We start from the raw sequence: 23,881 nt of genomic DNA, 5'->3' as shown, positions 1-23,881 counted from the left end.
ATTCAAATATATATATAGTTTTAAAACTGCATAGCTTCAAAAATTTTATTTACTGTCTGTTCAGATTACGGCTAACTTTTCATCAAATTTATATATACTTATTAGCTATAAGAACTGATTTATTTGCCACACTTTATTAGGTATAAATAGAATAAAATGTTATCAGTCTGAATCTTAAAAAATTAAAAAGGCTGAAACCATCAGTCAGTTTCAGCCTTGTTTATTGATAAACAAATTACTTCTTATTTGCTTAGAAGATATTCTATTAATAACAATCGTTATTTAACTATCTTTAAACCTTTTTTCGCACCAGATTTATTACTGTCATCTGCAGGTAAACTCTCTGATACAGAAGGCTGGCTTTCAGATACGGTGTTATTCTCGCCTGCTGTCGGGTGTTCACTGTTTTCAGTAAGAGGTTCTACATCAAACCCCATGCCGTCACCAGTTTCTCTGGCAAAAAGACTGATTATATGACCAACCGGAATCCATATATCATGGGAAACGCCACCAAAACGGGCAGAAAAACTAACCCATTCATTATCTATATTCAGATTATGTGCGGCTACAGGCCCGATATTAAGCACAATTTCATTGTCTTTTACATACTGAAGCGGTACCTGAGTTTTATCATTTACCCATACTGCAATATGCGGTGTATAACCACTATCCAGCGCCCAATCATACAGTGCTCGCAGAATATACGGTTTGGTGTTCAGCTTGCTCATTGTCCTCCCCTTTGTCAGGATAATTTAACGACGCATCGCTTTCTCGGCAGGTGTTAAGGCATCAATAAACGCTTCACGCTGAAAAATACGTTCCGCATATTTAAGCAATGGCGCAGCTGATTTTGGCAGCTTAATATCATAGTGATCCAGACGCCACAAAAGCGGAGCCAGCGCCACATCAATCATGGAGAAATCATCGCCGATAATATATTTGTTTTTAGTGAATGCAGGAGCCAGCATTGTTAAGCCCTGAGTAATGGCTTCGCGGGCTTTGTTCATTTCCTTATTACTTGATTCAGGATTTTCCAGCACCAGTACATGACTGAACAGTTCTTTTTCCAGACGATATAAAACAAGACGACCACGACCACGCATAATCGGGTCTGCCGGCATTAGCTGCGGATGCGGAAACCGCTCATCAATATATTCATTAATAATATTGGATTCATACAAAATCAGGTCACGTTCAACCAGAACAGGAACCTGATTATAGGGATTCATCACAGCCAGATCTTCCGGCTTATTGAAAACGTCTACATCTTTAATTTCAAAATCCATGCCTTTTTCATACAGCACAAAGCTGCAACGCTGACTAAACGGGCAAGTGATACCCGCATATAATGTCATCATAATAAGTTTCCCAGAATTAATGTATAATCAATACAGTGTGGTGTTTAAAAATTATTCAATTATAGACAAATGACTCTATTTTTACCAGAAAAATAGCTTAAGTTTATGTTTATTAAAATTTTTATTATACAAATTACCACCAATCACACAAAATTCATTTAAGCCGGATTAGGCTCATCAAAAAACTGCTGAGTAATCCCGAATTCACTGGCTAATGCACAGGCAAGTGCCTGAATACCATATCTTTCGGTAGCATGATGCCCTGCCGCGATGAATACCACTCCGCATTCCTGCGCCAGATGGTATTGAGGTTCGGATATTTCACCTGTGATAAATGCATCAACCCCGGCATCAATAGCCTGCTGAAAAAAACTCTGGCCGCCGCCAGTACACCAAGCCAGCCTGCGTACTGGTTGTTGTTTATCGGCACATAGCAATATGGGTTTGTGATTCAGGCCTAGCTCAATCTCCTGAGCCAGCTGTTCTGCAGTTTGCTCATAGGTTAAAGCTCCGTACTGAATTAAATTCTGTTCACCGCCACAGCCGGTAATCTGCCAGCCTAAACGCTGAGCCAGCTGCACATTATTCCCTAAGCGCGGATGCGCATCCAGCGGTAAATGATAGCCAACCAGATTAATATTATTGGCTAATAATGTCTGAATACGGCGTTTTTTCCAGCCTGTAATTACAGCCGCTTCATTTTTCCAGAACATACCATGATGAACCAGCAGCATATCTGCCTGCTGTTTTACGGCAAAATCAATAGCAGCCTGGCTGGCAGTGACAGCACAAACAATAGTGCTAACTTCATCCCTGCCCTCTATCTGTAACCCATTCGGGCTGTAATCTCGAAACTGAGCAACCGCCAGCTCCTGAGCGCACCAGCCTAAAATTTCTTTTCTGAAAGCCATAAATTTCCTTTAATCGTGCAAAACATTGCAGTCTGCTTTGTTAATACATAGCTTTATTCTTATTTCAATAAAGTCATTATACTAACAAGCACAGGGAGAAAGCTGAAAATGTCTGAATACAGCTGACTGAATATGAAATTATAAAAAATCATTATCTTTAAATAAAATATTTATATGCTTTGTGATTAACCAAATAAATGTTATTTTATGTTAATATTTATTAAAATAATGTAGCACTAAATTTAAAAGCTCGCAGATTTTTTGGAATATCAAAATGAAGACATTGTTTTTGTTATTAATTTTAAGTTTATGCGGATATCTTAACAGCAACAATGATCGTGCACAGGACAAAATTAAAAAATTGGAGGAACAACGAATAATGACAGACACCACAGAGATTACTGTCCGTATTCCGTCAAAAGTATCGGATAAAAAGTTAGAAATTACACTTCCTCGCTGTTTCTTTGGTACAAATCTGAAACATCAAATTATTGATGGAAAGGTTGAAGAAATTGCTGTTAGCATTATGTACCAGTTACCTACATTTTCCGATTTCCCTAATAATGAAGAAGCAATTTATCAATGTCCTGATTTTTCTAAACCAATTACAACATTAGGTATTTTCCCATTGTTTCCCATAGTAGGCAAAACTGAATTGGAATATGGAAATTACTGGTTAAAACAGCAATACTTTAGATTTTCTATTAAAGAACAAAAAAATAATTTGGCACTATATCGTGCTGGCATTGATAGGAAATTAGCCATATTTGCTAATCAATCTGATCGTAGTCAACAAGATATTAGCATTGAATTTTGGCCTTTTGACTCGAATAATAAAGATGATTCATATCCACATCAGACTGATATACATTCTGTATTATACGAAGAGTTTGGTTTAAGTTATACGATATATTCTTCAAGATATTTACATGGGAAGAATAAACCACTAGTAAGCCAGAACTATTTTGCTGATGGATTAATTCAAATATATATGCACAATGAAAGCTTACTTGATCACCCGGAAATTCAACTTGGTTTCATTCAGAATAATAACCGTATTCTGGATTATATCCATCAGCACAGTAAAGTCGTTGATTAGCTAGTGCATTAGCTAAAAATTTTTAAAATTTTCAGATTTTATTTCAAACGTCTTAAAGCAAAATAAATTAATCAAATTATATTATTACGGATAAAAATATGAAATATTGGCTTTGTATACTGCTTTTATGCTTAACCGGCTGCTTTAATGGCAGCAGTGAACAGGACAAAATTAAAAAAATGGAGGAACAACGGATAATGACAGACACCACAGAGATTACTGTGCGCATTCCATCAAAAGTATCAGGTAAAAAACTGGAGATTACCCTGCCGCGCTGCATGTTTGGTTTTAGTATAAAAAATAAAATTATTGATGGTATAGTCGAGCAAAAGGCAGCAGCAGTTATATTTGCCTTACCTACTTTATCAGGTTTTCCCAATGATGAAGAAGCAATTCATCGATGTCCTGATTTTTCTAAGCCTGTTGTAGGCCTCAGTTTTGCACCGTTATATCGCAATATAAAAGCAGAAAAACTGGAATATGGAAATCATTGGTTCAAACGGGAAAATTACCGATTCCGATTAAAAGAAAAGAAAAATAATCAGGAATTGTATTATATTGGTATTTCAGGAAAACAAACTATGTTTATTAATAAATCCGAAACCAATCAACAAGATTTAAGAATTGATTTCTGGCCATTTGATGTTAAGGATGAATACGATGCTTTTCCGCATCAAATTGATATTTATTCTGTTTTAGATAAAGAGTTTAGTGTTGCTTACACTGTATATTCCTCGAGATTTCTACATGGGAAATATAAACCACCAGTAAGCCAGAACTATTTTGTTGATGGATTAATTCAAATATATAAGCACAATGAAAGCTTACTTGATCATCCGGAAATTCAACTGGGTTTCATTCAAAATAATAACCGTATTCTGGATTATATCCATCAGCATAGTAAGGTAGTTACAGACCAAAATCATTAAGAATAGCCATATTTAATCTTGCTGATATTTGATTACAGAAAAAACTAAAACTATTAATTTCTCACCATTTAAAATTAATTTTTCAATATATTAAGCTGCCGGTTGCTAATTATGCAACCGGCAGCTTTTTACCTTGAAATAATTAGTTTTGCAGAGCTGTCTTTATGCGCTGATGTAAATTCTGAATACTGTAAACATCAGTACGGGATAAACGGCTTACACCCTCGCTCATCGCTAAAGCACCTGCGATGGTGGTATATAGTGGAATACGCATATTCAGTGCACTACGGCGGATTGAATGGCTGTCTTTAATAGACTGTACATCACTGCTGACAGTATTAACAACCAGAGCAATCTCACCGTTTTTAATGGCATCAACAATATGCGGGCGCCCTTCAGTTACCTTATTCACCACTTGCACATTGATTCCGTGCTCAGCCAGAAAAGCTGCTGTCCCGCGGGTGGCACACAGTCCGTAACCGAGCGACTGAAAATTGGTTGCCACCTGAACAACAGCAGGTTTGTCTTCATTACGTACAGCCAGAAACACTTTACCAATAGTCGGCATACGCTCACCCGCTCCGAGCTGGGCTTTTAAATATGCTTCGGCAAATGTTTCACCGACACCCATTACTTCACCGGTAGAGCGCATTTCGGGGCCGAGAATGGTATCTACGCCGGGAAATTTAATAAAAGGAAATACGGCTTCCTTAACTGCAAAAAATTCAGGAATAACTTCTTGTGTGTAGCCCTGTTCGGCCAATGAGATACCGGCCATAACCCTTGCTCCGATTTTAGCAAGAGACACACTTGTGGCTTTAGATACAAATGGAACAGTACGTGAAGCACGCGGATTAACTTCAAGTACGTAAACGATATCATCCTGTACGGCAAACTGCACATTCATCAGACCAACTACATCTAAAGCCATTGCCATGGCTGCTGTCTGACGACGAATTTCATTCTGAATAGCTTCACTTAGCGAATAAGGCGGAATGGAACATGCTGAATCGCCACTATGGACACCTGCCTGTTCAACATGCTGCATGATGCCGCCGATAACCACCTGTTTACCATCACATACACAATCTACATCTACTTCAATAGCGTGGCTGAGAAAGTAATCAAGTAATACCGGGCTATCATTGGATACTTGTACAGCTTCGCGCATATAGGTTTGTAATTCATTAGATGAATGCACTACCTGCATAGCTCGTCCGCCAAGTACATAAGATGGCCGTACTACCAGCGGATAACCAACTTCTTCAGCCAGTTGCAGTGCCTCTGCTTCAGTACGTGCTGTACGGTTTTCCGGCTGACGCAATCCCAGTTTATGCAGAATCTGCTGAAAACGCTCACGGTCTTCTGCTGCATCAATGGCATCGGCTGAGGTACCGATAATATTGACACCATTAGCTACCAGTTCATTAGCCAGTTTTAAAGGCGTCTGACCGCCATAATGCACAATGAGACCGTCAGGTTGTTCGGTATGACAGATTTCCAGTACGTCTTCAAGGGTTAGCGGCTCGAAATACAATCTGTCAGAAGTGTCATAATCTGTCGAAACTGTTTCAGGATTACAGTTCACCATAATGGTTTCAAAACCGGATTCGCGCAATGCTAATGCAGCATGTACACAGCAATAATCAAACTCAATACCCTGACCGATACGATTTGGTCCGCCGCCAAGAATCATAATTTTTTTACGCTGTGTCGGTTCCGCTTCGCATTCTTCTTCATAAGTTGAGTACAAATAGGCAGTATCGGTAGCAAATTCAGCTGCACAGGTATCTACGCGTTTAAAAACCGGATGCAGATTCATGGCATAACGATGCTGTCTAACACTGGCTTCATCCTGATTAAGCAATTGCGCCAGCCGTTTATCAGCAAAACCTTTGCGTTTGAGTTTACGCAGATAACTGTAATCGATATCTTCCAGTCTGACCGCTGTCAGTTTCTGTTCTTCGCCAACCAGATCAGCAATCTGTGCCAGGAACCACGGATCAATAGCACAAATTGTATAGATTTCCTCTAATGAAAAGCCGGCACGAAATGCATCAGCGACATACAGTATCCGTTCCGGACCGGGATTAGCCAGTTCACGCTGAATGGCTGCACGGTCACTGCTGCGGCAATCAAAGCCGCTCAGACCAACCTCCAGACCGCGCAGAGCTTTATGTACAGACTCCTGAAATGTACGGCCGATAGCCATTACTTCCCCAACTGATTTCATCTGTGTCGTCAGACGATCATCTGCGGACGGAAATTTTTCAAAGGCAAAACGGGGAACTTTGGTTACCACATAATCAATGGAAGGCTCAAAGGAAGCCGGTGTGCGTCCGCCGGTTATATCATTTTGCAATTCATTCAGTGTATAGCCTATTGCCAGCTTAGCTGCGATTTTAGCAATCGGAAAACCGGTAGCTTTAGAAGCCAGAGCAGAAGAACGGCTGACACGCGGATTCATTTCAATCACAATCATTTCGCCGTTTTGCGGATTAACGGCAAACTGTACATTAGAGCCACCGGTATCCACACCGATTTCACGCAGTACTGCCAGAGAGGCATCGCGCATCAGCTGATATTCTTTATCCGTCAGTGTTTGTGCCGGAGCTACTGTAATCGAATCACCGGTATGTACGCCGCACGGATCAAAATTTTCTATTGAACAGATAATAATGCAATTGTCGGCACGGTCACGCACCACTTCCATTTCATATTCTTTCCAACCCAGTACAGACTGTTCAACCAGTAATTCATGAGTAGGTGAAGCATCAAAACCACGTTCACAAATAGTAATAAATTCATCTTTATTGTAGGCAATACCACCGCCACTACCGCCCATGGTGAAAGACGGGCGAATTAATGCAGGAAATCCAACCTGTGCCTGTGCATCCATAGCCTGCTCCATGCTATGGCAAATAAAGGATTTCGGGGTATGCAGGCCGATTTTATTCATTGCCTCTTTAAAACGGCCGCGGTCTTCTGCTTTATCAATTGCATCTTCGGATGCACCAATCAGCTCTACCTGATATTTTTTCAGAATACCGTTATGCGCCAGATCAAGAGCACAGTTGAGTGCCGTTTGCCCGCCCATCGTTGGCAAAATTGCATCGGGACGTTCTTTTTCAATAATTTTTGCCACTGTCTGCCACATAATCGGCTCAATGTAAGTAACATCAGCCATATCCGGATCTGTCATAATCGTAGCCGGATTGGAATTAACCAGAATGACTTTATAGCCCTCTTCACGCAATGCCTTGCATGCCTGAGCTCCGGAGTAGTCAAACTCGCATGCCTGACCAATTACAATAGGACCGGCACCAATAATTAGGATAGATTTTAAGTCTGTGCGCTTAGGCATACTGATACCTTTATCAAAAAATTATCTGTTAATTTAGCGGTACGGCAGGATTGATTTTCTGACAGTCAATCGGTCAGTCGATACTTGCCGTCCATAATTTCAGTGCAAACGCGATAAACATCAGCCCGATTGTGGCTACTGCCCCGGCAGCCAGACGCTGATAGTGACGAAACCACTTGACCAGCGATAAACCACTGAATATCAGTACGCTTAGATAAGTCAGGCTGAAAATTTGCAAAATAATAGCCAGCAGTAGAAAACTATATGCCGGATGTGCGTAATGCGGATCAACAAACTGAACAAAAAAAGCCAGAAAAAACAAAATTGCTTTCGGGTTTAACAAACTGAGCAGCAAAGCATGCTGAAAGAAATGACGTGCCGGAAGCGGTTTACTGGCTGCAGCCGGCTCACACAATGATTGTCTGAAAACATCTGCAGCAGCCTGCTGACGTCTGTTCCATTGCTTAAGAGCTGAACGCAGCAACTGCCAGCCCAGATAAAACAAATACAAACCACCGACCAGTTTCAGTATTAAAAACAATGCAGGTATGGTTTTGATGATTGATGTTGCACCTGAAGCTGAAAGCAACATCAAAATACTGTCACCCAGAAATATTCCGGCAACCGCACAATAAGCAGCCCGTGCTCCATATTTTCCGGCCATGGCCAGACAATACATTGAATTTGGTCCCGGCAGCAGAACAATTGCTATGGCACCGACAATATACGTTCCCAGATCAGTAATACCAAACATGGGGGTTCCTGTACTTTTTTACTATTCTCAATAAATGTAGTTCGTAATATCACGCAATTAATTTTTATTTGCCGCCTGCATATGTTCGATAAAGCGGTCAAAAAGGTAGGCAACGTCGTGCGGGCCCGGACTGGCTTCCGGATGTCCCTGAAATGAAAAAGCCGGCTGACTGTTCATGCTAATACCTTGTAGTGAACCGTCAAACAGCGATTTATGAGTAATACGAACATTTTCCGGTAAAGTATCTGCATCTACTTCAAAACCATGATTCTGACTGGTAATCACAACCCGGCCGGTATCCATATCCTGTACCGGATGATTGGCTCCGTGATGACCAAAAGGCATTTTGCGGGTTTTCGCCCCTAAAGCCAGACCAAGCAGCTGATGTCCCAGACAAATACCGAATAGTGGCAGTTTATGTGCCAGAATTTCCTGTACAGCTTTAATGGCATAATCACAGGGTTCCGGATCACCCGGTCCGTTAGACAAAAATACGCCGTCAGGATGCAATGCCAGTACTTCAGCTGCCGGTGTAGTAGCAGGAACCACAGTCAGACGGCAGCCCCGTTCACTCAGCATACGCAAAATATTGGTTTTTACCCCGAAATCGTAGGCAACCACATGATATCTGGCTTGTTGCGGTTGAACATAACCCTGCCCCAGCTGCCATTCATCCTGAGTAAATTCATATTTTGCAGAACAGCTTACTTCCCGTGCCAAATCTTTTCCGGCCATGCTGCCAAAAGCACGTGCCATTTCCAGAGCCTGTTCTTTATTTGCATCGGCGCCAGTCAGAATACAGCCGGCCTGTGAACCTTTATCCCGCAGCAAACGGGTAAGGCGTCGGGTATCAATATCTGCGATTGCCACAGTATGCTGACGTTGCAAATAATCGGACAGGCTTTCTTGCGCACGAAAATTACTGTGCAATAAAGGTAAGTCGCGAATAATTAACCCGGAAGCATAAATTTGTTTACTCTCAGTGTCTTCACTATTGATACCGGTATTGCCGATATGCGGATAAGTAAGAGTTACCATCTGCTGAGTGTAAGACGGATCAGTGAGGATTTCCTGATAGCCAGTCATGCTGGTATTGAAGACTACTTCACCAACTGCCTGCCCGGCTGCACCAATGCTGACACCATGAAATACGGAACCGTCAGCCAACACCAGAATTGCACTTGTAGTCATGGATGAGTCCTGTGTATTTAATAGACCGTCAATAACGACAATCTGTTTTTTTATGGATTAATAATCGTGCTTCCAGTTACCAGTTGCAGGCAAAAAAAAACACGCCACTTCACGCAGAAAGCGTGAGCTACGTGCTTGATTATGGCAGAGACATAATATCTGACACTGCCATGAAAGCAATGCATTTTAGCTAATCTTCTCTGCTTTGGCAATGCAGATATTACTAAATAAAAAAGAAAATTTTTATTAATTTGCTGAGCAGCCCGCCGGCTGCCCTTTAGACTGACTGCAAATTTTACAACAATATTTTAGCGTACATGATAATTCGGTGCTTCTTTGGTGATTTGCACATCGTGTACATGCGACTCACTCATACCCGCTGCGGTAATTTCAACAAATTCTGCCTTATCATGCATATCATGAATGGTTTTACAGCCCAGATAGCCCATACTGGAGCGTAATCCGCCTACGAGCTGATGGATAATCTGGCTGATTGGTCCTTTATAAGGTACCCGTCCCTCAATGCCCTCCGGCACATACTTATCAGCGCTGGAGACATTATCCTGAAAATAACGGTCAGATGAACCCTGGCTCATGGCTCCCATTGAACCCATACCACGATAGGATTTATAAGAGCGTCCCTGATAAAGCTCGATTTCGCCCGGTGCTTCTTCAGTACCGGCGAACATACCGCCCAGCATTACCGCAGAGGCGCCGGCTGCCAGTGCTTTAGCCAGATCACCTGAAAAGCGTATACCACCGTCAGCAATCAGCGGCACACCGGTACCGGCAAGTTCTGCAGCCACATTATGAATCGCGGTTAACTGCGGCACACCTACACCGGCTACTATACGGGTTGTACAGATAGAACCCGGCCCGATGCCGACTTTAACTGCATCCGCTCCGGCTGCAACCAGATCACGCGCAGCAGCGGCTGTTGCTATATTACCGCCAATGACATCTACATCCGGATAATGCTGTTTTACCCAGCGTACACGTTCTATTACGCCCTGACTATGTCCATGTGCTGTATCCACCACCAGTACATCTACTCCGGCCTGTACCAGAGCAGCTACCCGCTCGTCTGTGTCTTTTCCGACTCCTACTGCTGCGCCTACTCTCAGCCGTCCTTCACTGTCTTTATTGGCATTAGGAAAAGCTGTGTTTTTTAATATGTCTTTTACTGTAATCAGACCTTTCAGCACCCAGTCTTCATTCACTACCAGCACACGCTCAATTTTATGTGTATGCATTAATTCACGGGCATCATCGATACTGGTAGTTTCACTTACTGTAACCAGACGCTCACGCGGGGTCATAATACTGGATACTTTTTGCTGCAGATTACGTTCAAAACGTAAATCCCGGTTAGTAACCAGACCAACAACTTTGCCATTTTCCAGTACCGGTAAGCTGGAAACTTTGTATTTACGCCCGGGACCGATTAAATCGCCAATCAGCGTATCAGGTGTAATGGTTACCGGATCCTTGACCACTCCGCTTTCATATCGTTTAACATTGGCTACGGCACGTGCCTGTCGTTCAACGCTCATGTTTTTGTGAATAATGCCAATACCGCCTTCCTGAGCCATGGAAATAGCCAGCTTAGCCTCAGTAACCGTATCCATCGCCGCTGAAACCAGGGGTAAATTCAGATTAATCCGGCGGGTAAGCGGAGTTTTCAGAATAACGTCGCGCGGCAGTACTTCAGAATGAGCAGGTACGAGCAGCACGTCGTCAAAAGTGTAAGCTTTTTCGACTATACGCATTTTAGGGCTTCTTTTTAGAGGATGAGAAGAAATTCAGAGTAAGGGAATTGGCGGGCAATTTTAACAAATATACGACACACTCGCAAAATATACTTTTACATAAACCGGTCAATTGGCAAACATTGGTTTTTTTTATCGTATAATAGTCAAAACATATATTTCAAACCCAAGGAAAAGTAAACATGCGTCACAAAATACTGAAAATGTCACTGGCAATGGTACTGATGGGCAGCACATTAATAGCAGGTGCTGTGGAGGTATATACATGGCGTGATAACAAAGGCGTAAATGAATACTCAGACACCCCGGTTAATCTTTCACCTGCTAAAACTCAGCGTTTTAACGTGCGCACACAGGTTGCCACGCCTGTAGCAGCACCTCAGCCTAATGCTGAAGCCAGTTCTGATTCAATAGCAGAACAGCAGGCAAAACTTAACCGTAAAATTGAAGAACAGAACAAGCTGACAGATGAGCGGAACAAAAAAATTGAAGAACAAAACAAGAAAAACCGTGAAGCCGCCTGCAAAACTTCGCAGATGAACCGTCAAATGGCTGACAGTCTGCGCACCAATAATCGCGATGCGCTGATTAAACGTTATGATGAAGATGTACGACTGAATTGTAAATAAATTTTTACTCTTGACTATTTTACTCCTTATCCATAAGTTGTTTACGCAGCTTATGGATTTTTTTATGGCTGCATACATAGTTGTTAACCAGATATACCATTACTATGACCAATACCACAGCCACATCATCCAGCAATGCTGACAGTAATAAATTTGATATAGCTCTGTTTCTTAAAAACCTGCCTTTAGTGCCGGGTGTATACCGCATGCTCGATGCAAATGATAAAGTATTATATGTGGGCAAAGCAGTGAATCTGAAACGCCGTGTCAGCAGCTACTTTCAGAAAACCGATTTATCGCCCCGGATTCAGCTTATGGTGAAACAAGTGGCGCGAATTGAAATTACAGCCACTCATTCAGAAACAGAAGCATTGATTCTGGAAAATAACTTTATTAAGGCATTATCGCCGAAATACAATATTCTGTTCCGGGATGATAAAAGCTATCCTTATCTGATGCTGAGCGGACATCAGTTCCCGCAAATGGCGTATTACCGCGGCAGTCTGAAAAAAAATAACCAGTATTTCGGTCCTTATCCTAATGGCTATGCGGTACGTAACAGCATCCAGACATTACAGAAAGTATTCAGACTGCGTACTTGTGAAGATAGTGTGTTTGAGCATCGCGACCGTGCCTGTCTGCTTTATCAGATTAAGCGTTGTTCCGGTCCATGTACAGGGCATATCACAGTTGAAGATTATCAGAGCAGTGTTAAAGCTGCGATCAGCTTTCTGCAGGGAAAAACCAGTGAGCTGACTGCTTCTTTGCATACCAAAATGCAACATGCTGCTGAACAGCTGGATTTTGAAACGGCAGCACAGGTGCGAGATCAGATTCAGGCACTGGGGCTAATGCAGTCTCAGCAATTTATAGACAGCAAACAGGCTCGTCACAATGACATTGATATTCTTGCGCTGGCTGAAGAAAATGATATTGTATGTATTCACTGGGTTAGCATTCGCGGCGGCCGGCATGTCGGGGATAAAAACTTTTTTCCAGATACTCGCTACCGTGTTGCCGAAAAACTCAATCACTATGGAGAGGCATTTGCTGCACAACACTATCTGGGTAAAAATAAGCCGGATATCATTATCAGTAATTTTCAGCTGCCCAAAAGCCTGTGTGAAGCACTGAACAACGAAAACGGTAAACAGATTCAGTTTATCCATAAAACTGTAGGTGAACGGCGCGTGTGGCTGAATATGGCGGAACGCAATGCACATATGGCTATTGAACAGCATCGTTTACAGCAGCATAGCCAGCAACACCGTATTGAAGCGCTGGCTCAACTGCTGGATATGGATGCAGAAAATCTCAACCGGATTGAATGTTTTGATATCAGCCATACTCAGGGCGAAGCTACTATTGCTTCATGTGTAGTATATGAAGATGAAGCTATGCAGCCTGCCAAATATCGTCGCTACAACATTACAACCGCAAAGGCTGGTGATGATTATGCCGCCATGCGCGAAGTATTAACCCGTCGCTACGGACGACTGGCAGATAATGATAACAGTATCGGTGCGTGGCCGGATCTGGTGCTCATAGACGGAGGCAAAGGTCAGGTACATATGGCTCTGGATGTATGGCAGGAACTGGGTATTCATATTCCGATAGTCGGCATTGCCAAAGGTCCGGAACGTAAAGCCGGACTGGAAGAGCTGATTATTCCGCATCAGCAGCGCAATATCAGGGTAGAACCGCACAATCCAGCTCTGCATTTGTTACAGACTGTCCGGGATGAATCTCACCGCTTTGCCATTACCGGCCATCGGCAGAAACGTGCGAAAGCAAGAGTCACTTCTTCACTCAACGACATACCGGGTATTGGCAGCAAAAGGCGTCAGGCACTATTAACTCGTTTTGGCGGTTTGCGCGGCGTGGTTGCTGCCAGTGTGCATGATCTGAGTCAGACGGAAGGTATTAGCCTTGCTCTGGCCGAAAAGATATATGATGCTTTACATTAGTACAAATATATCAATCTGATTATTATAAGATTTATTAATATTACCAATAAACAATACCGGAATATCCAGAAATTTTATTTACAATACTGAATATACAATTATGGAATGCCTGAAACATTGCTGCCTGTGTTAAATATCATCTTTAGATAATACCGGGTATTTTCAGAAATTTGTCAAAATAATATTTATCTCTTCATTAAACTACATACTGATGACTGGAAACCAGAGATACCGGATATTATTAATAATTTCCGGTAATGTTACCAGTGTTACCAGCTTACAGACAGCGTACAGAAGGCAGAAAATTTTACCCAGAATCCAACTAAAATATTTTTTTCTTTACATTAAAAAGAATACATAAATATAATTATCTTTGAATTTGTTAAATGAAATAATAAAAAAACGGAAATAATTCAAATTTCTTTGCATAAAAAATTATCTAGAAATTATTTAATATTATTTGTCAGCTATTTTATATTTATACTGTGTTCAGTTGGAGTAATTTTATTTTTATGATGAATGTGAACGATCAGGCGCAAGTTTTTTTTAGGTTTAATAGCACTGATTAATTTTTTATTTTCTATAGTTATTAGAGCTTTAAAAGCAATTTTTCCGAACTGAAAATAAACAATCACTTTCATTTAAATTTTTACTGTTTAATTTCACACTATTTCTTATTACCTTTTTTATCAGTATTTTGGGTTATAGATTATTAAGTGCCTATTATAATCAAACAGATATTGTTTTAGTTAAATATTCTCTGCTGTTCTTTTTGTATCTTTATCTGTTTTTTAATTTTATTTTTCGCCAAAATAATCAAATGGCTTTTCTTACGTTCAGCTTAATGATAAAAATTTTAACTAATTAATTCCGGAAAAAAGCAGATGAAATTCACTCAATACTTACTGCAAAATAAATATGATGACTTGTATCGTTATATATTTAATTAAGAATCAATATACTTATTCCGTGTTCAATTATTTATAACATCAGCACCAAATGCAGCATTTTAATTAGAAATGTAATAGCCCGAGCCAGAATTAATTTTTAAACAGTCATTCATAATATACAAACAGCTAGTGATAAATCTAAACATTTTAATGAGTTCAGCAGTAGATAATATTATTTTCCAGTCGCTGTAATTTAAGGCAATTAAGATAACTGACTCATCAATATAATGATCAATTATATATATGATTTAAATCAAACCTCAACATTTAAATATATTTAATTTAAAAAAGATTTATATATAATAAAATAATTTTTATTTACAATAAAATTTAAATATGATTCAGCATTACTTAAATCGCAGAAAATTGATCAGATTTTTAATTAACTATTTAATATTTACAATAGTTTTTTTCATTATACTCCAACTCCTTACTGGTTTTAGAGATATAAATGAATTTTTTACACGAGAGTCAGTTTTGGCTCTGATGGAAATAACTTTCATTCTCTTTTTATACTTCTTTTTTTTGTTCAAAACGACTAAAACTATTTTCATTCGCAACAGCAAAAATCAATTATCTTCTTTTAAATCTTTATTTTTTAAATTAGCACTTAACATTGGTTTGATTTTGCTATTTCACTTTGTTGTTTATTTATTAGGTATCGACAGAGATTTAGCGTACACTATTTATGGTTTAATGATATATATCATTTTATATTGCTGGGCAGTCAGTTTTTTTATACTAATAAATATAAAAATCATAAAATATTTTTTACGGGCAGAAAAAAATGTTCAGATTTCTTCTTATAGACTTGTATCCGAAGATTTATTTATGTTTTTAACTAGTTACTCATTAGTTATAATCTGCATGATTGGATTTTACTATTCTATTGGTGATTATACTTACCAATTCAAGCTTTTGCTTGGAATCGGAAAATTAAACTTAATTCTGCTCGGAATTAATTTTTTAACTTTTATATTGATTATATCTGTTTCTACTATTAAACCTGTAAAATATATTTTTTTTAATATTGAAAATAGTGAATCCTTTTCATTTATTTCTTTACTTAGCAGCTCCGGATTATCTCTGATAAACTGCCTCTTTTTGTTTTTTATTAACGGTATATTATTTTTTATAGAATCTTCACAACTTATACAACTTGTTTTCATTTCAGGTGAAATTTTCTGCTTGTGTATCTTTATTCGTTTTTTTATTTTACTTCTTGCCAAAATATTCAAATTACTTTTGTTTTATTCCGCAAATATAATAAAATTAATTAGTAAATAATTTTTAAAGTCAATAATCTAAATATTAAGTATAAGAATAGTCGAATTATCAGAAAATAATTTTCTATTCTACTAGCAAACATATTTTCTTCAATGCCAAAATTAATTTAAACATCTGTCAATTCTACTTTTTAAAAAGGAAGTTTATAGAAAAATTCTGTCTTTTCTTTAACTATTTAGTGTATAGAGCCAGAGATATTAGGAATATTTCATTTATTTTGATTAGTAAATAGCTTTGGCTTTTTTTAAAACAAAATAACCTACTTTTGTAGGTTATTTTGTTTAAATTTATATTTATCAATAAGATCTACAAATAATATAATTACCGTATTGATTTTTGTAACCAAAATAGATTTTATTTTGTGGATTAATATATTTCTTATCTAAATAACTTGATATCCCATAAAAACTACTTATTTCTTTCGGAACTTCAAAATGTTTGTGGATATCAATTCTAGATTCTGGCTCTCCTTCTATAAAAATTATTTTATTATTATTTATAATAAAACTTCCAACTGTTCCAGATAATGGCTTTATTTCTTTATCAGAAGCAGCCCATCCAGATATTCTATAAATCCTTTGATTTGATGGATAAGCAATCTCAACATCCTCAATAGACCCAAAACACTTATCTGAAAGTTGAAGATTTTGGTCTAATTTTTTAACATTTTTCAAAATTAAATCCGCATCAATATCAGTTATAGCAGGTTGCTTCTTTTGTATACTCGAAATATGTTTGTATTTTTCCCAGTATATAATTGGGTCTGGATCATTTTGTATCTGATCTAATAATTTAAAACTATAATCACTATTGGTAACATTTGTTTTTACATTGATAAATGATGAATATATATCTAGTAAATTTAAACCACTTATCGTTTTATTAAAATTAATATGTTTTTCTTCTTTTGAATCTAAATAAAATAAAGGAACCTGATACTCTTCATATAAATCTACATCATGAAAAGAATGTTTTTTTTCAACAGACAGTCCATGATCAGAAAAATACATCAATTTATATTTTTTCCCTTTTAAATTTTCAGTTATGAGTTTAATAAATGAATCAAGCTTTTCTATTGTAGCTGCATAACAACCAGCTTCACTATTTATATTAAAACTAGGTTTAAATTCTCCTAATCTTTTACATACTGGTTCATGAGAACCCATCATATGAATAAATATAACTTTCGAATTCTGATTTTTATTTATTATTTGTGAAAATACGGGTAACATTTCAATATCATCATTTGCACCAGAATCAAAATCGCCTTTTTTTAAAAAATGTGCCGAACTTGCTAATTTGGATAAGTTAAAAAGTAAATCATCACCCCATCCATTTACTCCTTGATTACTAATCCAGTATGTTTCATATCCAGATTTATTTGCAAGAGAAATGACATTAATACCCCATAAAATTTGATTTTCATTTGGATTAGCTTTAAACAACATCCGTGATAATGAGGAAACTGTATTTGGCCCAGGTGATACAAATCCATTAATAAAAATACCTTTTGCTGAATTAAGAAACGGAGTTGTGTTATTGGGATAACCATATACTGACATATAATCTCTACGTACCGACTCTCCAATAATAACTACCCTTATTTCTGTATCATCATTATTATCTATTTTACCTTCTATTTTAATTGCTCTACTATCACCTAAATTTATTCGTTGTTCTTCTTTTTGTTTACGAATAACTTTCCATGAATCTATTGAATTTTTTAAAAAGGCGTTTCTATTTATACCATGATGATTAACTGAGATACCAAATAAACTGACTATATATAAAAATATAAATGCGATGATAGTAAAGTATTTAAATTTATATTTTTCTTTTTTTGTTATTTGATATATAAAAAATTGGATAATTATATATAAAACAGATAAAAATATTTCATATTTAATAGCCATTAAATAGCCAATAACTTCTAATTTATTGGTTTGTATTAAGGATATTAAAATTGCTTCTGTCGGCTTGCCATAAATAATTCCAGTTGGAAAATAAAAAGATAAAACAGAAAAAGTAACCAATAAAATTATTGATGTAAATCTGTATTTAGTACCAAAGATATAACAACCCAAAAATATCAAACCAACAATTATATCTTTATTTTCCCAATTTTTTGTATAACCAAGCCCGAATAATAAAATGATAGATGATACAATATATAAAAAATATAATAATATATTCTTTCGTAACATAATAAAAACTTTACCTTTTGAACAAAGAAAGATTAATCTTTACTTTCATATAAACTTTAAATTTTTTATTTTGTAATAAAATAATTTATTGAAATAACAATCAATAAAAACTTTCAAAATAATCAATCAAATAAATCTTTTCTTAAATAAAATTTGACTAGGATAATTATACCTGAAGATATATGGTAAAGATAGCATATCATTCAATATCCTTTACATATAAAAACTATATAATTAACATATTAATAAATTAACATTTACTTTTTATATTAATAATGTTATAATTATCTATACTTAAGATCTTAATAAATATTTAATTTAAAAAATTTTATTAGCATTATCTATAAATTTAGATTAGTAAATAACAAATTTTCAATTACCAATATCTTATTCATATAAAATTAAACAAATTATCATTATAATATAAAGGAAAAAAAATATGTATAATATTGACTACAATAGCTATCGCTCTATAAACGGTTTTAATCAGCGCGTACGCTTTTTAATATTGCATTATACTGCTGAAAATTTTGCTGATTCGATCAAATCACTCACCGGTCCAAATACGAGTATTCATTATCTGATTCCGGATGAAGCAGAAGCAAGCTATCAGGCAGCCGGCTTTAAAGAGCTGCGTATTTTTAATCTGGTGGCAGAAACAGACCGGGCTTGGCATGCAGGTGTCAGTAGCTGGCAAGGTCGTAGTAATCTGAATGATACTTCCATAGGTATAGAAGTTGTTAATCTGGCTACCGATAATAACGGTATATTTACTTTTCCATCCTATGGAGTAAATCAGATTAAAGCGCTCAACCAACTAGCTCTGAATATTCTCCAGCGTTATCCGGACATTACGCCAACTCATGTTATCGGCCATTCAGATATCGCACCACAACGCAAAAGTGATCCGGGTGCGGCCTTTCCATGGAAAGAACTGTACAAAGCTGGAATTGGCGCCTGGTTTGATACAAAAACCAAATTAAATTATCTAATCCAATTCACAAAGCAAGGGATACCTGATAATGCAACCATTTTAAAACAATTAAATCGTTATGGTTACGATATCACCGGTGCTGACGCTGATGCTGAACAATTCAACAAACTGATACGTGCTTTTCAACTGCATTTCCGTCCGACAGACTATAGCGGAAGAGTGGATTGCGAAACGGTTGCTATCTTATACGCTTTAATTGAAAAATATTTTCCGGAGGCATAAAACTCTCTTACTTAAAAGAAATAGATATTAAGCAGTTTGAACAAGCCACGAACATAGGTACAAAGTCCGTGGCTTGTTCAGATAAATGATAAATAAGCTGATAATTTATCCGCAGCGGATACCAATTGCTTATAAACGGGTTACTGAGAGTACACCTTTAACATCGCTCAGGTGGCTAAGTACCCGGGGTAAATCATTTACCTGTTGTACTTCAACAGTAAATCGCAACTGAGCTTCCATATCACGTGATAACGTCTGTACCGCAGTAACATTAAGCCGGTTGCGTGCCAGTGTTTCAGAAATATCGCGTAATAATCCACTGCGGTCTCTGGCACGAATTTCGATATCAATAGCAAAAACCTGCCCGGCTGAATCACTTGCCCAGGATGCAGGTAATACTTTATCCGGAGAAATCTGAGCCAGATATTGAAACGAAGAACAATTGCTGCGATGGATTGAGATACCACGTTCCCGTGTTACAAAACCAATAATTTTGTCTCCGAATGCCGGTTTGCAGCATTTAGCCAGTGTCGTAAATAAACCAGCCTCACCATCAACGAGAACACCACCAAAATTTTTCTTGATTTTACTGCGTTTGACTAAATGGTTTTCTGTTACCGGTGCTTCCGGTTTTTCCAGTAAAATATCGACTGCTTTCTGAATCATGCGGCCGGAAACTTCACCATGCCCCATAGACAGATAAAAATCATCTGCACTGGAAAATCCCAGAGCTTCAGCCAGTTTATGAATATTTGGCTGCACCTGCATTTTTACTAACTGTTTTTCCAGTGCAGCACGTCCCGATTCCCGTATGGATTCACCGTTCTGCTGCCGGATAAACGCACGAATCTTACTAATGGCTTTATTACTTTTCACCCAACCGTCATGCAGCCAGTTAACCGATGGTTTACCTTCACGTGCAGTAATAATTTCAACCCGCTGACCATTCTCCAATGGTGTGGATAACGGGACAATCTGCCCGTCTACTTTGGCACCGCGACAACGGTTACCTATATCTGTATGTAATGCATAGGCAAAATCAATCGGAGTGGCACCAGCCGGTAAAGAGAATACTTTGCCATGCGGAGACAGAACATAAATAGTGTCGTTAAACAGTTCTGTCTGGAAAGCACGTGACAGATCTTCACGGCTACTATCGTTTTCGGCGATATTTTCGCGCCAGTCGAGCAACTGACGTAACCATGCTATTTTATGTTCATAGGCTTCATTACCCTTGCCACCCTCTTTATAGCGCCAGTGCGCGGCCACACCAAACTCTGCATAACGATGCATATCAAAAGTTCGAATCTGGATTTCCACGCCTTTGTCTTCAGGTCCGACGACAACAGTATGCAAACTTTGATAATCATTGGGCTTGGGATGAGCAATATAGTCATCAAACTCACCCGGTATAGGTTGCCATAAGCTGTGTACAATCCCCAGAGTGGCATAACAGTCTGCTACTGTATCCACCAGAATGCGTACTGCCCGTATATCATACAAACCATCAAAGCTCAGTTTCTTTTTTACCATTTTACGGTAAATGGAATAGATATGCTTTGGTCGTCCGGCCACTTCAAAATGCATATTCAGGCGGCTCAGTTGCTGTCTGAGGGTATCAACAAAATGTTCAATATAGTCCAGACGCTCAGTACGCTTTTCATCCAGCAGACGGGCAATTTTCTTATATTCATCCGGATTCTGATAACGAAAACTTAAATCCTCAAGCTGCCATTTCAGCTGCCATACTCCCAGGCGATTGGCCAGAGGGGCAAAAACTGTCATGGTTTCTTTAGCTACGTCCTTTTTTAATTTTTCGTCGGTGACTTTACTCAGGTAGCTCATGGTCTGGGCGCGCATAGCCAGTTTAATCAGTACGACCCGGATATCCGATACCATCGCCAGTAACATCTGTCGCATTGCTTCAGCCTGCTGCTGCCGTTCCTCCTGTGTTGCCAGCGGGCTGATGCTGACAAAATAAGTAAGCTTCTGTACCTGATACAAACCTGCAACCAGCTGCATTACACTGTCACCACATTCTTCTTTGACAATATTTTTCCAGTCAGTGACATAATTGGGCAGACAGCTCAGCATTGTGGCGGCAACAGCATCGGCCATCAAATCCATATCTGCTACCGATTTAGCAGCAGCCATTAAATTGATATACAGATCTTCACCGGCAAAGGTTACCGCGTCTTTTGGATAGCTGTTATTTACCAAAGTCTGGGCATGCCGGAGCATTACTCCCATCGCCGCTGGTAAGGTGGCAATATAATCATCTAACCAGACACACGGTAAGCATGGATTGGTGACAAGAGCTTGATCAGGCGTGCTAACCATGTTATCAACCTGTTGATTTGTGTAAATTATGGCGACCATTTTACCAAAACAGACCATTTTATGCTTCATATTAGGCTGTAGAAAAACAGGAATAGTGCTATTATGCGCAACTTTCGCATACACTATATGCAAATAACTTCGCTCGTCCCGCGTTTATAGCTTTCGCATATAGTCTTTATTTTTAAAGGATTTATAATGCAGACTCATCCCGAAGTCATAGGTGTTGACGCGCTGGCCGAAAAAATTCGCAAAATTCCGAACTGGCCGCAGGAAGGAATTTTATTTCACGACATTACTCCGGTATTACAAAGCCCGCAGTACTTCCGTCTGCTGGTAGATTTAATGGTTTACCGGTATATGGGTCAGAAAATTGATGTTGTAGCCGGTCTGGATGCACGCGGTTTTATTATCGGTGCTGCTCTTGCCTATCAGCTGAATGTCGGTTTTGTTCCCATCCGTAAAAAAGGCAAGCTTCCTTTTACTACTATTGCGGAAAGTTACGAACTGGAATACGGACATGCAACCATCGAAATGCACACTGATGCGGTAAAACCAGGTACTCGTGTGCTGCTGGTAGATGATCTGGTTGCCACCGGAGGTACGATGAATGCCGGTGTAAAATTGATTCGTAAACTGTGTGCTGAAGTAGTAGAGGCAGCTGCAATTATCGAATTTACTGATTTGCCCGGCGGCAAAAAAATTCGAGATGAAGGAGTACCATTATTTACGCTGTACCAGAATTCCGGTTCTGTTGAGCAATAAAATCCTTCTGGTTGAATTTTTACCTGATAAATAAAAAAGCAGAGCAAAACGCTCTGCTTTTTTATGCAAGAACATATTTATTTAGTTAATATCCAGTACCGGCATGGTTTTTACCAGCTCATCCACAGCTTTAACCTGAGCAAGAAATGGTTCGAGCAAATCCAAAGGTAAAGCGCTAGGACCATCGCAACGTGCCTTATCCGGTTCAGGATGTGATTCAAGGAATAAACCGGCCAGCCGGGTAGCCATACCGGCTAATGCCAGATCCAGTACCTGACTGCGACGCCCGCCTGAAGCGGCAGCATCAGCCTGACGTTGCTGCAATGCATGGGTTACATCAAAAATAACCGGCAAATCAGCACAAACTTTTTTCATCACCCCAAAACCCAGCATATCAACTACCAGATTATCATAACCAAAGCTGCTGCCACGCTCACACAGAATAAGCTGCTGATTGCCGGCTTCATAAAACTTTTCAACAATATTCTTCATCTGGTGCGGGCTTAGGAACTGAGGTTTTTTGATATTAATTACTTTACCGGTTTGTGCCAATGCCACCACTAAATCAGTCTGACGGGCTAAAAACGCCGGCAACTGCAATACATCGGCAACCTCTGCTACCGGTGCAGCCTGATAGGGTTCATGTACATCGGTAATTACCGGCACACCAAATTCCTGTTTAACCGCAGCAAAAATTTTCATTCCCTCTTCCAGCCCTACTCCGCGATAGGAATGAATGGAAGAGCGATTGGCTTTATCGAATGAGGCCTTAAAAACCAGCGGAATGCCCAGTTTACGGGTAACCTCTGCATAATGTGCACATGTGCGCATTGTTAAATCCAGATTTTCCAGTACATTCAGACCACCAAACAGTACAAACGGTAAATGGTTGGCTACTTCAATATTGCCTACATGAATAATTCCGGCCACAATTAATCCTCAGTAAATTCGGGTGAATGGATAACACAATCCATATTAACCTAAATCATTTATTCTACAAAAATGTCAGACATTCGTCCAAGTCAGTAAACAGCTTTGATGATTTAACATTTCACTAAACCTGTTATCATGACTTTAAATTTGTTTGTACATTAATATAGAATATCTGTGTCATTCAAGGCATAGGATGAAATTTCAGTTTCACGCTACAA

Annotated in this window: 17 protein-coding genes; 6 read left to right on the top strand and 11 right to left on the bottom strand. The window is 38.7% G+C overall.

The annotated features are described in order from the left end of the window. Nucleotides 1–278: 278 nt before the first annotated feature. The 3 genes from H3V00_RS05275 to H3V00_RS05265 all read right to left on the bottom strand — a co-directional run bounded on the left by H3V00_RS05275 (nucleotide 279) and on the right by H3V00_RS05265 (nucleotide 2,269). Complete coding sequence (locus H3V00_RS05275) at nucleotides 279–728, bottom strand: ClpXP protease specificity-enhancing factor (RefSeq protein WP_198206867.1); 450 nt, start codon at nucleotides 726–728, stop codon at nucleotides 279–281. A gap of 24 nt (nucleotides 729–752) precedes the next feature. Further along, nucleotides 753–1,358 carry a glutathione S-transferase N-terminal domain-containing protein gene (locus H3V00_RS05270; protein WP_025331062.1) on the bottom strand — a complete coding sequence of 202 codons (606 nt, stop codon included), beginning with the start codon at nucleotides 1,356–1,358 and terminating at the stop codon, nucleotides 753–755. A gap of 158 nt (nucleotides 1,359–1,516) precedes the next feature. Beyond that, complete coding sequence (locus tag H3V00_RS05265) at nucleotides 1,517–2,269, bottom strand: Nif3-like dinuclear metal center hexameric protein (protein ID WP_198206868.1); 753 nt, start codon at nucleotides 2,267–2,269, stop codon at nucleotides 1,517–1,519. 379 nt (nucleotides 2,270–2,648) lie between these two features. Between H3V00_RS05265 and H3V00_RS05260 the strand changes: the two genes are divergently transcribed. Together H3V00_RS05260 and H3V00_RS05255 are read left to right on the top strand one after the other, a co-directional pair. Next, nucleotides 2,649–3,368, top strand: coding sequence for a hypothetical protein (locus tag H3V00_RS05260; protein ID WP_198206869.1), 720 nt, complete (start codon nucleotides 2,649–2,651; stop codon nucleotides 3,366–3,368). Nucleotides 3,369–3,565: 197 nt separating this feature from the next. Next, nucleotides 3,566–4,297, top strand: a complete 732-nt coding sequence (locus tag H3V00_RS05255; RefSeq protein ID WP_198206870.1) for a hypothetical protein — start codon at nucleotides 3,566–3,568, stop codon at nucleotides 4,295–4,297. Nucleotides 4,298–4,439: 142 nt separating this feature from the next. Here the strand turns inward: H3V00_RS05255 and carB are convergent, their stop codons facing one another. The 4 genes from carB to guaB all read right to left on the bottom strand — a co-directional run bounded on the left by carB (nucleotide 4,440) and on the right by guaB (nucleotide 11,375). Continuing rightward, nucleotides 4,440–7,661, bottom strand: a complete 3,222-nt coding sequence (gene carB, locus H3V00_RS05250) for a carbamoyl-phosphate synthase large subunit (protein WP_198206871.1) — start codon at nucleotides 7,659–7,661, stop codon at nucleotides 4,440–4,442. Between the two features lie 73 nt (nucleotides 7,662–7,734). Continuing rightward, on the bottom strand, nucleotides 7,735–8,415 hold the full coding sequence (gene leuE / locus H3V00_RS05245) for a leucine efflux protein LeuE (RefSeq protein ID WP_198206872.1): 681 nt from the start codon (nucleotides 8,413–8,415) through the stop codon (nucleotides 7,735–7,737). 57 nt (nucleotides 8,416–8,472) lie between these two features. Next, nucleotides 8,473–9,606 carry a glutamine-hydrolyzing carbamoyl-phosphate synthase small subunit gene (gene carA / locus H3V00_RS05240; RefSeq protein WP_198206873.1) on the bottom strand — a complete coding sequence of 378 codons (1,134 nt, stop codon included), beginning with the start codon at nucleotides 9,604–9,606 and terminating at the stop codon, nucleotides 8,473–8,475. Nucleotides 9,607–9,914: 308 nt separating this feature from the next. Then, the gene (guaB, locus tag H3V00_RS05235) at nucleotides 9,915–11,375 is read right to left on the bottom strand and encodes an IMP dehydrogenase (protein ID WP_198186235.1); all 1,461 of its coding nucleotides are present in this window, start codon (nucleotides 11,373–11,375) and stop codon (nucleotides 9,915–9,917) included. A 182-nt stretch (nucleotides 11,376–11,557) separates the two neighbouring features. Here guaB and H3V00_RS05230 point away from each other — a divergent pair, with 182 nt between their 5' ends. Both H3V00_RS05230 and uvrC read left to right on the top strand, forming a co-directional pair. Next, nucleotides 11,558–12,004: a DUF4124 domain-containing protein gene (locus H3V00_RS05230; protein WP_198206874.1), complete on the top strand. Its 447-nt coding sequence runs from the start codon at nucleotides 11,558–11,560 to the stop codon at nucleotides 12,002–12,004. A gap of 104 nt (nucleotides 12,005–12,108) precedes the next feature. Then, a complete protein-coding gene (gene uvrC / locus H3V00_RS05225) occupies nucleotides 12,109–13,971 on the top strand; it encodes an excinuclease ABC subunit UvrC (RefSeq protein ID WP_198206875.1) in 1,863 nt (620 codons plus the stop codon). A gap of 467 nt (nucleotides 13,972–14,438) precedes the next feature. Here uvrC and H3V00_RS11425 read toward each other — a convergent pair whose 3' ends face one another. Both H3V00_RS11425 and H3V00_RS05220 read right to left on the bottom strand, forming a co-directional pair. Beyond that, nucleotides 14,439–14,612, bottom strand: a complete 174-nt coding sequence (locus tag H3V00_RS11425) for a hypothetical protein (protein WP_198206876.1) — start codon at nucleotides 14,610–14,612, stop codon at nucleotides 14,439–14,441. Nucleotides 14,613–16,504: 1,892 nt separating this feature from the next. Continuing rightward, nucleotides 16,505–18,412 (bottom strand): phosphoethanolamine transferase, encoded by a 1,908-nt coding sequence (locus H3V00_RS05220; protein ID WP_025331074.1) that lies wholly within the window; start codon nucleotides 18,410–18,412, stop codon nucleotides 16,505–16,507. A 439-nt stretch (nucleotides 18,413–18,851) separates the two neighbouring features. Here H3V00_RS05220 and H3V00_RS05215 point away from each other — a divergent pair, with 439 nt between their 5' ends. After that, nucleotides 18,852–19,628 carry an N-acetylmuramoyl-L-alanine amidase gene (locus H3V00_RS05215; RefSeq protein ID WP_198206877.1) on the top strand — a complete coding sequence of 259 codons (777 nt, stop codon included), beginning with the start codon at nucleotides 18,852–18,854 and terminating at the stop codon, nucleotides 19,626–19,628. A gap of 129 nt (nucleotides 19,629–19,757) precedes the next feature. Here the strand turns inward: H3V00_RS05215 and H3V00_RS05210 are convergent, their stop codons facing one another. Further along, nucleotides 19,758–21,968, bottom strand: a complete 2,211-nt coding sequence (locus H3V00_RS05210) for a bifunctional (p)ppGpp synthetase/guanosine-3',5'-bis(diphosphate) 3'-pyrophosphohydrolase (RefSeq protein WP_198206878.1) — start codon at nucleotides 21,966–21,968, stop codon at nucleotides 19,758–19,760. A 195-nt stretch (nucleotides 21,969–22,163) separates the two neighbouring features. Between H3V00_RS05210 and H3V00_RS05205 the strand changes: the two genes are divergently transcribed. Next, the gene (locus H3V00_RS05205) at nucleotides 22,164–22,730 is read left to right on the top strand and encodes an adenine phosphoribosyltransferase (protein WP_198206879.1); all 567 of its coding nucleotides are present in this window, start codon (nucleotides 22,164–22,166) and stop codon (nucleotides 22,728–22,730) included. An 81-nt stretch (nucleotides 22,731–22,811) separates the two neighbouring features. Here the strand turns inward: H3V00_RS05205 and kdsA are convergent, their stop codons facing one another. Then, on the bottom strand, nucleotides 22,812–23,651 hold the full coding sequence (gene kdsA / locus H3V00_RS05200) for a 3-deoxy-8-phosphooctulonate synthase (protein ID WP_110414514.1): 840 nt from the start codon (nucleotides 23,649–23,651) through the stop codon (nucleotides 22,812–22,814). Nucleotides 23,652–23,881 lie beyond the last annotated feature (230 nt).

Source organism: Snodgrassella sp. W6238H11 (genome assembly GCF_016100525.1).
GTDB lineage: Bacteria > Pseudomonadota > Gammaproteobacteria > Burkholderiales > Neisseriaceae > Snodgrassella > Snodgrassella alvi.
This window is presented reverse-complemented; position numbering and strand designations above follow the sequence as displayed.